This is a genomic window from Xenorhabdus sp. SGI240 (assembly GCF_040081915.1).
GTDB classification, from domain to species: domain Bacteria; phylum Pseudomonadota; class Gammaproteobacteria; order Enterobacterales; family Enterobacteriaceae; genus Xenorhabdus; species Xenorhabdus bakwenae.
The window spans coordinates 11,885-24,867 of the sequence record NZ_JBEBMB010000057.1; the positions used below are offsets into that span (position 1 = coordinate 11,885).

General features: G+C 45.6%; 12 protein-coding genes. 2 read left to right on the plus strand and 10 right to left on the minus strand.

From position 1 onward, the window contains the following. Positions 1-88: 88 nt before the first annotated feature. The 7 genes from ABLA76_RS12705 to ABLA76_RS12735 form a co-directional block, all read right to left on the minus strand. Complete coding sequence (locus ABLA76_RS12705; RefSeq protein WP_047769622.1) at positions 89-721, minus strand: bifunctional 4-hydroxy-2-oxoglutarate aldolase/2-dehydro-3-deoxy-phosphogluconate aldolase; 633 nt, start codon at positions 719-721, stop codon at positions 89-91. Further along, positions 687-1,697: a sugar kinase gene (locus ABLA76_RS12710; protein WP_285808715.1), complete on the minus strand. Its 1,011-nt coding sequence runs from the start codon at positions 1,695-1,697 to the stop codon at positions 687-689. Before ABLA76_RS12710 ends, ABLA76_RS12705 begins: the two co-directional genes overlap by 35 nt. A 3-nt stretch (positions 1,698-1,700) precedes the next feature. Further along, positions 1,701-3,134: a glucuronate isomerase gene (gene uxaC / locus ABLA76_RS12715; protein ID WP_348988193.1), complete on the minus strand. Its 1,434-nt coding sequence runs from the start codon at positions 3,132-3,134 to the stop codon at positions 1,701-1,703. Between the two features lie 17 nt (positions 3,135-3,151). After that, positions 3,152-4,627: a fructuronate reductase gene (locus ABLA76_RS12720; RefSeq protein ID WP_348988194.1), complete on the minus strand. Its 1,476-nt coding sequence runs from the start codon at positions 4,625-4,627 to the stop codon at positions 3,152-3,154. Between the two features lie 66 nt (positions 4,628-4,693). Continuing rightward, the gene (gene uxuA, locus ABLA76_RS12725; protein ID WP_348988195.1) at positions 4,694-5,878 is read right to left on the minus strand and encodes a mannonate dehydratase; all 1,185 of its coding nucleotides are present in this window, start codon (positions 5,876-5,878) and stop codon (positions 4,694-4,696) included. 11 nt (positions 5,879-5,889) lie between these two features. Further along, positions 5,890-7,191: a TRAP transporter large permease subunit gene (locus tag ABLA76_RS12730; RefSeq protein WP_047769614.1), complete on the minus strand. Its 1,302-nt coding sequence runs from the start codon at positions 7,189-7,191 to the stop codon at positions 5,890-5,892. A 24-nt stretch (positions 7,192-7,215) separates the two neighbouring features. Further along, complete coding sequence (locus tag ABLA76_RS12735; protein WP_047769612.1) at positions 7,216-7,722, minus strand: TRAP transporter small permease; 507 nt, start codon at positions 7,720-7,722, stop codon at positions 7,216-7,218. A 261-nt stretch (positions 7,723-7,983) separates the two neighbouring features. On the opposite strand from ABLA76_RS12735, the gene ABLA76_RS12740 reads away from it, so the two are divergent. Both ABLA76_RS12740 and ABLA76_RS12745 read left to right on the plus strand, forming a co-directional pair. Continuing rightward, positions 7,984-8,976, plus strand: coding sequence for a TRAP transporter substrate-binding protein (locus ABLA76_RS12740; protein WP_348988196.1), 993 nt, complete (start codon positions 7,984-7,986; stop codon positions 8,974-8,976). Positions 8,977-9,096: 120 nt separating this feature from the next. After that, entirely contained in the window at positions 9,097-9,846 is a 750-nt protein-coding gene (locus ABLA76_RS12745) for an FCD domain-containing protein (RefSeq protein WP_348988197.1), read from the plus strand. A gap of 99 nt (positions 9,847-9,945) precedes the next feature. Here ABLA76_RS12745 and pyrB read toward each other — a convergent pair whose 3' ends face one another. The 3 genes from pyrB to ABLA76_RS12760 all read right to left on the minus strand — a co-directional run bounded on the left by pyrB (position 9,946) and on the right by ABLA76_RS12760 (position 12,967). Next, a complete protein-coding gene (gene pyrB, locus ABLA76_RS12750) occupies positions 9,946-10,887 on the minus strand; it encodes an aspartate carbamoyltransferase (RefSeq protein WP_348988198.1) in 942 nt (313 codons plus the stop codon). A 295-nt stretch (positions 10,888-11,182) separates the two neighbouring features. Continuing rightward, positions 11,183-11,611 (minus strand): carboxymuconolactone decarboxylase family protein, encoded by a 429-nt coding sequence (locus ABLA76_RS12755; RefSeq protein WP_348988199.1) that lies wholly within the window; start codon positions 11,609-11,611, stop codon positions 11,183-11,185. A gap of 366 nt (positions 11,612-11,977) precedes the next feature. Beyond that, positions 11,978-12,967 (minus strand): D-cysteine desulfhydrase, encoded by a 990-nt coding sequence (locus tag ABLA76_RS12760; protein WP_285808719.1) that lies wholly within the window; start codon positions 12,965-12,967, stop codon positions 11,978-11,980. Positions 12,968-12,983 lie beyond the last annotated feature (16 nt).

The window sequence follows — 12,983 nt, forward strand, 5'->3', positions numbered from 1 at the left end:
GGCGGCATAGATCTTGCCTCTATACTGTTCAGGGGTGGCTTTTTTTATCTCCTTCTGTCGTTCAACGGGATCATGCAGGATCACAATCTCACAACACGTCCACCAACTCCACCGCCTCCCTTGCTAATTTACCCATCGTTCGCCACTCTTTATCTCGGATCAACTGTGGGCTGACCATCCAGGAACCCCCACATGCCACAATTTGTGGGATAGCAAGGTAATCGAGAATGTTCTTAACACTGATCCCACCGGTTGGCATGACGTGTAACTGTGGGTACGGAGCGAGTAGTGCTTTAATCATCGCAATGCCACCCGAGGGTTCAGCCGGGAAAAATTTGACAAAATTGATGCCTGATTCCAGCGCTTGTTCAATCGTGCTGGCGTTATTTACGCCGGGAATGATAGGAATACCGATTTGCTGGCACGCCTGAACGGTATTTGGATTAAACCCGGGTGAAACAATAAACTCTGCCCCCGCTGCTTTTGCCTGACGTACGTGTTCACGATGAAGCACGGTTCCCGCCCCGATCAGCATATCTGGCCGCGCCGCTTTTAGCAGGCTAATCGCTTCGGCGGCACTCTCGGTACGAAACGTGATTTCAGCCACAGGCAGGCCGTTGTCTGCTAACGCGTGACCAAGGGGAATGATATCTCTGGCCTCTTCAATCGCTATCACAGGCACAATTTTAATCTGACGCAGACGTGCCATTATCTCTTGCATTATCATTCTCTCCGATTTCGTTCAAATTAAAAAAACGCGCGATAACTTCTTGTGTCGCCGCCGGTGGCACAATCGCCCCTTTATGCTGGATCACAACCCCTGCGAGCTGATGCCCCATTAATGCTGAATCATGAATGGATTTCCCATTTAACCGCCCCACGATAAAACCCGCATTAAACGCATCGCCTGCCGAAGTGGTATCAACGACAGAGGTAACAGGTTGCGTCTTAATATGTTGTGTGGCATTGCAGCCGCTTAAGTCACGATAAAAACAGCCCCGTTCACCCGCTTTGATAATGGCATGTTTAACCCCGATTCTTTTCAGGCGGTTAACGCTCTCCTCAATTGACGTGTCTCCCCAGAGACGTGCTTCGTCATCGTCAGTCACTAACGCAATATCAGTGATGGCATACATTTGCTGATAACACTCACGGGCTTGCGTTTCATTTTCCCATAAGGCCGGACGGTAATTACTGTCAAAGAAAATCAATTTCCCTTCAGAAGCTAACTGTTTCAAATCAATTAACAGCAACTGGCGATCATTTTCGGGCAAAATAGCCAGGCTGATCCCACTGAGGTAGAGCACATCCATATTCCGCAATTGTTGGCGCAACAGGGGATAATCAGGATGGCGCAAGAGATAACGCGCCGCCGAGTTATCGCGCCGGTAAAGAAACGTGCGTTCACCTTTTTCATCGAGCTGGATCAGGTATCGACCGGGCTGATGCGCGTTATCACGCAACACGAGCGAAGTATTAATGCCCTCTTGCTGCCAGCGTGAGATCATGCCTTCGCTCAAAGGGTCCGTGCCCATCGCCGTGACGAAATGGACATCAAGTGTATCGCCGCCAGCGCGAGCCAGATAAACGGCACTATTCAGCACATCACCGCCATAATTTTGTGTCATGGCACCACATGGCGTGCCATTTAGCTCAATCATCCCTTCGCCAATCAGGGCAATTTTCCACATCTGCATACTTTAATCCTTTACAGCCTGAAAATAACGTTCAGCATTATTGAAGCAGATATCCTGAACTATCTGCCCCAGCATTTTTTCATCATGGGGAATTTCACCATTTTCGACCCAATTCCCCAGCATATTGCAGAGAATGCGCCGAAAATATTCATGGCGGGTATAGGATAAGAAACTGCGTGAATCTGTCAGCATACCGACAAATTGGCTTAATAAGCCTAATTGGGAAAGTTGCTCTAATTGACGCTGCATACCGTCTTTTTGATCGTTGAACCACCAGCCCGATCCAAATTGGATCTTGCCCCTAATACTTTTATCACCCCGATTCCCGCCCTGAAAATTGCCGGTCATAGTTGCGATCACTTCGTTATCACGGGGGTTTAAGCAATAGAGAATAGTCTTTGGTAATTGGTCTGTTTTATCCATTTCATCCAGCAAGCGAGATAATGGGTAAGCGATAGGATTATCCCCAATGGAATCAAAGCCGCAGTCTGGCCCTAACCGATTAAACATACGTGTGTTGTTATTGCGCAAGGCACCAATATGCAGTTGCATGACCCAGCCGCGTTTTGCGTACTGCTTACCTAACCAAACCAGCACCGCTGTCGTAAATTGGGCTATTTCTAATTCGCTGAGTAATTGCCCCTGTCTGCGCGTTTGCAAAATGCCATCTAACACTTTTTCGTCAGGTATCGGCGCATAACGCAACTGTTCAATACCATGATCTGATGCCACACAACCGTGCTCCTGAAAGTGTTCGAGACGGCATTCTAATGCCTGCAATAAATCGGCAAAACACCCGATAGCAATATCGGCGGCTTCTCCTAATTGTTCGAGATAGTCACAAAAACCCGACAACTCAATTTTGAAGACTTTATCCGGACGCCAGCTTGGTAATACTTTGATAGTAAAGTCTTTATCTTTGGCGATCTGTTGATGATATTCGAGAGAATCAATAGGATCATCCGTTGTTCCTGCCATGCGTACCTGCATTTGCTGCATAATGCCACGGGCAGAAAATTCATCTTGAGAGAGTTTCTCGTTCGCCTCATGCCAGATAGCCTCTGCGGTGTCAGGCGCAAATAATTTTCCGCGAATGCCAAAGGGGCGCCGCAATTCCAGATGAGTCCAGTGATAAAGTGGATTGCTGATTGTCAGCGGAACCGTTTTCGCCCATGCGAGGTATTTTTCATAATCACGGCTTTCAGCACCGGTAATCAGCGCCTCTTCAATCCCTGCCGCACGCATCGCACGCCATTTATAATGATCGCCCTCCAGCCAGATTTGCCCAAGGTTGTGGAAACGGCGGTTTTGCGCAATCTCTTTGGGATTGAGATGACAGTGATAGTCATAAACCGGCATCAACGCCGCGTAATCATGATAAAGGCGACGGGCAACATCATTATTTAACAGGAAATCTTCACACATAAAGGTTTTCATTACGTTTTCCTCTATGCTCAAAGGGCCGCAACCGCCTGGCGTGCGCCAACATTGAGTAAGTTCTGATAGGCTTTGGTTACGTGATCGACAAAATCACGGTTTTTTACCAGTTTCTTGCCGAAGATCGATTCAATTGCTAATAGCTCTTTCACCACATCTTCCACCACAGCAACAGAATGACCATATTGGGCAAAAATCGCCGCAAAGGTCTCTTTTAATGGATCACGCACATCAATCGGTTGACCTTGTTCATCCACGCCACTGATATAACGCATCCAACCCGCCACACCGAGCGCTAAATGGCGATAATCACTTCCCCGCAAAAGGTGCCATTCAATGGAATCGACCATGCGCTGGGGCAATTTCTGACTGCCATCCATCGCAATTTGCCTGGTCTGATGTTTTAACGCGGGATTAGTGAACCGTTCGAGCAAGTTATCCGCATAGGTCACTAAGTCGATGTCTTCTGGCATCGACAGTGTCGGAACCTGTTCATTCAGCATTAATGCATACACGGCCCGACGATAATCGGCATTTGTCATGGTATCGGAGATATGCGCATAGCCGCCCAAATAGCCCAGATAAGCCAGAAATGAATGAGCGCCATTTAACATGCGCAATTTCATCATTTCAAAGGGCACCACATCATCCACAAATTGCGCTCCGGCCCGATCCCAATCCGGGCGACCATTGACAAAATTATCTTCAATTACCCATTGACGAAAAGGTTCACAGGCAATAGCACAAGGATCTTCAACGCCCAGCCGTTGAGCAATTTCAGTTAACGTTTCTGGTGTGGCTGCCGGCACAATACGATCCACCATCGTGCAGGGAAATGTCACCTGATTTTCTATCCATTGTGCCAATTTTTCGTCCTGCAAACGCGCCAGACCTAATACGGTCTCACGGGCAACATGCCCGTTTTCCCGCACGTTATCGCACGACAAAATCGTCACTGCCGGAAGGCTTCGTTCAAAACGCAATTTTAATGCCGCCGTGATATAGCCGATGGCTGATCTTGGCACCACAGGATTAGCAATATCTTTAATAATTAATGCATTATTGAGATCTAAACGGCCTGTCGCAGCATCGGTACAATATCCTTTTTCAGTTATTGTCAAAGAGATGATTGCGACATCAGGATCGGCCATTTTTTCAATAATCGCTTGAACGCCATCAATTAATGGATGCATCCCCTCTTTCATCGAACCAATCATTTTTAATGTCATTCCATCCGGCCCTTTCTCGGCAACGGTATAGCGCATAGACTGTTTTTTAAGATTTTTAATCAGTGAAGCATCATTGAGCATCAGATTAACTTCACAGAATCCCCAATCACTGTCAGTCTGCTCTAATACATGATGTGTATAAAGCGCCTGATGCGCCCGATGAAATGCACCGCACCCTAAATGCACAATACGGGAAGTCAGGCGTTCGGTTGTCCAGCCAGGGCATGGGACAGAAGTTATTGCATTGACAAGATTTTTTTCCATAATGGACTCACCAATAAGCGGTAGTGAGTGATATTTATCCACTACCATGTAGGGTTAGCTCAGCAACTATTTTGGGGAAAATGCGCGATGCACACCCAACTCAAGGCCACGAATTTCAGCCAGCCCTTTCAGGCGGCCGATTGCCGAATAGCCGGGGTTCGTTTTCTTTTTCAAATCATCAAGTATTTGATGACCATGATCAGGCCGCATGGGGATCAGGTGATTTTCACCCGCTGCCAACCGGCGATGTTCTTCTTCCGCAACCGCTTTGATCACTTCATACATATCCACATCACCCGCCAGATGTGCCGCTTCATGGAACGTGGATGGGTTTTCTTCACGTACGGTTGAACGCAAATGGAGAAAATAGATACGGGAACCCAATAATTTGATCATCTTCACCAAATCATTATCCGCCCGCACGCCGTAAGATCCGGTGCACATTGTGTAGCCATTGGCGTTGCTGTCCATCGTTTCAGCTATCCAGCGCATATCTTCTATCGTAGAAACAATGCGTGGCAGGCCCAGGATTTCACGCGGTGGATCATCAGGATGAACCGCCATTTTGATCCCGAGTTCTTCCGCAACCGGAATGATCTTTTGCAGGAAATAAGCAAAGTGTTCACGCAATTTGGCCTTATCCATTCCGGTATAACGTTTTAGGTGTTGGCGAAATTGTTCTAAGGTATAGCCTTCCTCTGCACCAGGGAGACCCGCAATGATCGTCTTTGTCAGTTTTTGTTTTTCTTCTGCTGTCATTGCAGCGAAGCGTGATTGTGCTTGCACAATTTCATCTTCGGAATACTCTTTTTCTGCGCCACAACGTTGCAAAATGTGGATATCAAAAACCGCAAATTCGATTTGATCAAAACGCAACGCTTTTGAGCCGTCAGGTAATTCATAGTCGAGATCAGTACGTGTCCAATCCAGAACCGGCATAAAGTTGTAGCATACTGTTTTGATCCCGCTGGCAGCGAGGTTACGCAAGGTTTGTTGATAGTTTTCGAGCCATCGGTCGTACTCTCCGGTATGCGTCTTGATATCTTCATGAACGGGAACACTTTCGACCACCGTCCACTCAAGTTGATTGGTTTCAATCAGTGCTTTACGTTGCTCTATTTCCTCGACAGGCCAGACTTCGCCGTTAGGAATATGGTGCAACGCCGTTACCACTCCTGTTGCTCCTGCCTGACGGATATCCGCTAATGAAACAGGATCTTCCGGTCCATACCAACGCCAGGTTTGTTTCATAACTCCCCCTATCACGCATTCAAGACTAATTCAGGTAACCACAAACTCAATTGCGGCAGGTATGTCACCAGCGCTAACGCCGAGATCAGCGCAATATACATCGGCAATAGTGGCTTCAGTACCTTATCAATACTCACTTCTCCTACAGAGCAACCCACAAATAACGCGCTGCCTACGGGCGGCGTACAAATCCCAATAGCCAAATTAAACGTCATGATGATGCCAAAATGTACAGGATCAATCCCTATGCTCATGGCAACGGGTAAAAAAATCGGCGTGAAGATCAAAATGGCAGGTGTCATATCCATAAAGATCCCCACAATCAGTAGGATGATATTAATGACGAGCAAAATGGTCAGCGGATTATCAGAAACCGCCATCAACGTATCGGCAATCAGATAGGGCAGGTCAGCATTGGCCATCGCCCAGGACATGCCCATTGATACACCAATCAACAGCAAAACAATAGATGTGGTAACCGCAGAATCAAGAATAATTTTGGGCAGTTGTTTGAGACTCACTTCACGATAAATCACCACCGCGAGAATAAAACTGTAGAGAACGGCAATGGCTGAGGCTTCTGTCGCCGTGAAGATCCCCGCAATAATTCCGCCCATAATCACCACAACCAACATTAATGACGGTATCGCTTTCCACGCTGTAGCAAAAAATTCGCGCCACGTTGGCCGGGCTGCGACAGGATAGCGCTTCCTCTTGGCAATAATGGCAGACACAATCATGAGTGAAACGCCCATAATAATGCCAGGGATATAACCCGCTAAAAACAAGGCAGCAATAGAGGTTCCCCCTGAAACCAACGAGTACACAATCAAGGTATTGCTGGGTGGGATCAGCAAACCAGAAGGGCAAGAAGCGATGTTCACAGCCGCAGACAGATGAGGATCGTATCCTTCTTTTCGCTGCATCGGCGCCATTGTTCCCCCGACCGCAGCCGCAGATGCCACTGCCGAGCCTGAAATTGCCCCGAACAGCATGTTCGCCATGATATTGACGTGCATTAATGATCCCGGCAAACGGCCGCCGATCATCTTAGCCAGATTGATCAAGCGTGCAGCTATCCCACCCTGGTTCATAATATTTCCGGCCAAGATAAAGAACGGGATCGCCAATAGAGAGAAGTTATCGACCCCCGCCGCCATACGTTGTGCCACAACCGTGATCGCAGACTCCAGCGGCAATGTCATCGTAATAGCGACTAACGAAGATAAGCCGATAGCAAAAGAAACGGGGATACTCAACGCCAGTAATATTGCAAATGTGCCAAAGAGTGCGGCAATGATATACCAATCCATACTCTGACCTCTTATTTCCACAAGTTAATGATTCTCAGACACAACGGGGGGTTGACCAGAAAAATGCTGAACAATCGAGATCACATCAACCAGCGCATAGAAAATCATCAATATTCCGCTAATCGGCAAACATAAATAGATGTATCCCATCTTCCAGCCTAATACAGGTGTGATTTGACCATTTTCCAGTGTCGATGCAACAAGCAGGCTGCCACCATAAAGCAGCACAATGGCAGAAAATATAATAATGGCTGCCTGAATAATCAGGCCGATAATACTTTTTTTGACTCCGGTTAATTTCATCATCAGTAAATCGATAGCAAGATGGCGATGCTGGCCGGTGGTATAGGCAGCGCCAATCATTGCGACCCACATAAACAGATAACGTGCTAATTCATCTGTCTCGGTGCTCGGTGCCTCTAAGACATAGCGTGAAATGACCTGCCACGACACACATAAAACCAAGAAGGTCAGCAGGCAGACGGTAAAAAATGCCAGACTTTTATTGGTCATCGCTACAAGGTTTTTCATTTATCTGATCCCCGTCATTTTGGTTTACCAATTAAAACCCACACAGGAATGAGAATCTATACTGATTGCACTAAAGACCTTGAAATAATGCCTTAAAAGAGGGTGAGATAGATCACAAATACAAAAGGTCAACCAATAATGCCATTTTTTGCGAGTCAGATCGACCAATTGCATTTTGCCCTTTGCCCAATAAGTCAGTTCTGATTATTGTTTGCCCACAGAAAATAACAACAATCGACCTTCACCTCTGGAGAACCAAACATGCAGAACACCAAACGACAAGTTTCAGGTATAGCAAGCATAGCGGCTGGTATCATGTTTATACTGGGAGCATCCCCGGCTTTTGCTGCGACAACACTGAAACTCAGCCATAACCAGAACCGAAACCATGCTGTCCATAAGGCCATGACCGAGTTCGCTAACGAAGTGGAAGAAAAAACTAACGGGGAAGTTCGTATTCGCATCTATTCTGATTCTCAATTGGGCAACCAGCGTGAATCCATCGAATTGATGCAAAACGGCGCTCTGGATATTGCTAAATCCAATGCGGCAGAATTAGAAGCCTTCTCGCCAGCTTATTCCATTTTTAACCTGCCCTATTTATTCCGCGATAAAAAGCACTATCAGCACGTCATCAATAGCGATATCGGTAAGGAAATCCTCGATTCAAGCCAAAACATGGGGTTTATTGGTCTTACTTACTATGATGCGGGCGCACGCAGTTTTTATGCGAAAAAACCGATTAGCACACCTGAAGATCTAAAGGGTTTGAAAATTCGCGTACAACCCAGCCCAACCGCCATTGCGATGGTAAAAGGGTTGGGAGGAAATCCAACGCCACTCGCTTACGGTGAACTCTATACCGCATTGCAACAAGGGGTTGTGGATGCCGCAGAGAACAACATTACTTCTTTTACGTTAAGTCGTCATAATGAAGTGGCAAAATTCTTTTCGCTGGATGAGCATGCGATGATCCCTGATGTCCTGTTAATATCGAACAAGTCATTGAATAAGTTAACCACTGAACAGCAAGAGATTGTGAAAAAAGCAGCGCTGAACTCCTCAAAACACATGATTCAACTGTGGGAACAATCAGAAAAAGAAGAACGTGCTAAAGCAGAAAAGCAAGGGGTTGAATTTATTGCCGTCGATAAAACCCGCTTTCAGGATGCGGTCAAACCCATGTATGACGATCTTGCTAAGATCCAACCGGAATTATTCGAAATGGTCAATCGAGTGCGTAAATTAGAATAATTTTCTCTCAAAACCACCTATTGTAACAAGAATAGGTGGTTATATTTCTGGCATTGATGTCTTAGAATAACATCATTTTTAGTCGATCCATTTAAGTATATGAACTTACGGCGGCATTAAATGATGAACCTTGCAGACTCCAGACGTCCCTATCACGAAGTAGCCCAATCATTACGTCAGATGATGATAGAGATGGATTATTCTCCCGGTGATCGTCTACCGACAGAGCGTGAAATTGCAGAAAAATTCAGCGTTTCGCGCACACTTGTTCGTGAAGCGTTAATTGTACTGGAATTGGAAAACCTCATTGAAGTACGCAAAAGCTCAGGCATTTATCTCCTCCGACGGCCACGCGCCTATTCAAACGATACCACCATCAATGCCGCAGGGCCTTTTGAGTTGTTACAGGCGCGCCAATTATTGGAAAGTAATATCGCTGAATTTGCCGCGCTCCAGGTGACTCCCGCCGATATTGCCAATATGCGCAAGGCATTGGAAAAAGAGAAAAATGATCTGATTTCGGGAGACAGTGAATCCGGTGACAGGGAGTTTCATTTAGCCATCGCGCAGGCAACGCATAACAGTATGTTAGTTGAATTGCTTAAACAGTCCTGGGCGTGGCGTGAAAATAATCCCATGTGGGTGAAACTGCATAGCCGAATTACCAATACTGATTACCGTAAAGCGTGGTTGAATGATCATCAGACCATTTTGGCAGCGATGATCAAAAAAGATCCCGCAGCAGCGAAGCAAACGATGTGGCAACACTTAGAAAACGTGAAACAGAGTTTGCTGGAGTTGTCAGATGTGGATGACCCGAATTTTGACGGGTATTTGTTTGAATCGTATCCGGTGGGAATTGGGAAGTGAGTTTTGGGGGATTGGGGAAATCATCTCATTGTTAGTTATCGTTTTTCAAGTTGCAGCGCTGTTGGCTGCACCTTGAAGTTGGATTGGTATATAGTTTTCTTAGCGGGCTATAACAACATCTTCATTCAATACCAGCGACAATAATGCCTGACGGGCAAAAATGCCATTTCCTGCTTGCTGGAAGTAGTAAGCATATGGCGTTTTATCGACATCTACCGTAATTTCATCAATACGTGGCAGCGGGTGCAGTACTTTCAGGTTTTCTTTAACATTCACCAAATCCGCCGCGCACAGGACAAACTGAGCCTTGATATTGGCATATTCTGAAGGGTCAAGACGCTCTTTCTGGACACGGGTCATATACAGAATATCCAGTTCGGGCAGCACATCTTCAAAGTTATTGTGGAGGCTGTAACTCACCTTTTTTTCTTCCAGCATATGCAGGATATAGCTTGGCATTGCAAGTGCATCTGGCGCAATAAAACAGAAATGGTTGCCGTTAAATTTCGCCAGCGCTTGTGTCAGTGAATGAACGGTACGGCCATATTTCAAATCACCGACCATCGCAATTTTCAGGTTTTCCAGCCTGCCCTGAGTTTCCTGAATGGTGAACAGGTCGAGCAACGTCTGGGTCGGATGCTGGTTTGCGCCATCGCCAGCGTTGATAACAGGGATAGGGCCGGAAAACTCAGAAGCCAATCGTGCCGCACCTTCCTGTGGGTGACGCATGACGATGGCATCGGCGTATTGGCTGATAATGGAAATGGTATCAGCCAACGTTTCTCCCTTTTTACCCAATGAAGTATTACTACTGTCAGCGAAGCCCACGACGGCAGCGCCGAGTCGCTGAATGGCGGTCTCGAAAGAGAGACGGGTACGTGTGGAGGCTTCAAAGAAGCAACTCGCTATCACCTTGTGTTTCAGTAAATCAGTCTGTGGATTGGCTTTTAATGCAGCGGCCGTCTGCAATACCAGTTCCAGATCTGCACGGCTCAGATCATTAATTGAAATGATATGCTTGCGATATAACGGATTAGCCATGTTTACGTTCCTCTTTTATGACTTCTAGACTTGGACTGGTCAGGCAAAAAAAAGCCCCTCAGTTGAGGGGCTTTTTTAATGTTCGGTTAAGCAATGGGAAAAACAACGCGCTTACGCTGCCAGCAGACAGTGTCTCGTTAGCTTGGTGTTTTGTTACAGCCTTTACAGCGCAATCTTTCATGTTTTCTCCCGGCAAATCGTCGCGCATTATACTCACGATAGCATTCATCGCAAAGATTGCGGGCAGAAATTTTTCAATGAATGGTCAGGTTAAATCGCCTGCATAATGATGTGATTATTCGTTTCGATCCCCTAAACTGACCGCTATTCTGTTAAGGGCATTCATTAAGGCGATCGTTGCTGTCAGGTCAACAATCTCTTTTTCGGTGAAAACAGCATCCAGGCGTTCTTTAATCTTATCCAAGATACTTTGTCTGGGATTTGTTGTTAAGGCTTCGCACCATTCTAATGCCAGTTTTTCTTTCGGGCTGTAGATATTGGAATTGAACCATGCAGGTAATTTATCCAATTTTACTTGTTCTATACCATGATCTTTGCGGATTGCTTCGGCATGAAGATGGCAACAATAGGCACAACCATTAATTTGAGATACCCGTGTTTCCACCAGCAGAATAAGTGTTTGATCCAGTTCAGAGGCATGGATTTCTTCATAGCTTTTATATAATGGGTTAATAATCCTGGGTGAAACTTTTGCATAATTCATTCTTATCTCTCAGATATTTTGTTTGCAACATTTTCATTTAACAATAAATAAGGCGAAATCTGCGGTCAAATCAGTATTTGGAAATATTTCCCGACATTCTGCTCTGGTGCCCATAAATTTCAGTCCATGTTGTGGCTCTTTTTTATAAACAACGCTATATACCAATCCAACTTCAATATAAGGCCTCGCGTCGTCTTACGGATTGCAACTTGAAGTTTATCGCGTATAGAAAGATAGCCAATTTAACCTGAAAAAAAATCACCAAGATTAGATGAAAATAAAATCAGTGATTTTGCTAAGTGTGAGCCAAAAAATCTCACTAAACTGGAAAAAACAGCTAAAAAGAGAGCTGTTTTTTCTGTAAAGTTAGATTGCGCTTATCGAAGAATAAGAAAACAATGCAGGAGCACCACCAGTATGAACAAAAAGCAATGGTTTCTGACTTTCGATGGTGTTATTCAGTACATTATCAATTAATCCCGCCATCGCTTTTCCGGTATAGACGGGATCTAATAAAATACCCTCTTTTTGTGCCAGTAGCGTAATGGCGTCTAATCCTGGTTTATTTGGCATGCCATACATGGGAGCGAAATAATTATCCCACAAAAGAATATCTGGGCAGGTTGTTTGGCCTAAGAGCGCACTGATCTCTTGCTGCAATTGACTCACTTTTGGCGCTTGCTCGGCGGTAACACGCGAGACGGTAACGCCAATAACCGGTGTCTGCGGTAGTACAGAATGTAACCCGACAGCCAACCCTGCATGTGTACCCGCGCTTCCAGAGGCGACAATCACGGCAGCAAACTCCACCTCTTTCGGGCGCTGCTCGGCTATTTCTAATGCACAACGCACATAACCCAATGAACCCAGAGCATTGGAACCCCCGACAGGCACAATATAGGCATCTTCGAGATTGAGTTGATCAACCAATTCTTCCATTTGCCTGTTTGGATCGGTCAATTCATCACACATGACGCATTGGGGATTGAATAATTCCGTCAGTAATTTATTACCATTATTGAGAAAATTACTGTCCTGATTTTGAATGGGATTTTCTAATAAAGCGACGCATTTTAGACCATACTTCGCCGCCATAGCGGCTGTTTGCCGGACGTGATTTGATTGAATTGCGCCAGCGGTAACAATAACTTTAGCCTTTTTTTGTAATGCGTCAGCAATAAGATACTCCAGTTTACGTAATTTATTCCCACCCATTGCCAAAGGCGTTAAATCATCTCTCTTAATATAAATATCGCGTCCTAAGTAGTGGGATAAATTTTCCAATTTATCCATCATAGTGGCCGTTTTAAGTAAATCAATCCGGGCAAATTTTGCCAAATTTTCTGTTAAAGACATATTATCCTCAGCGGAT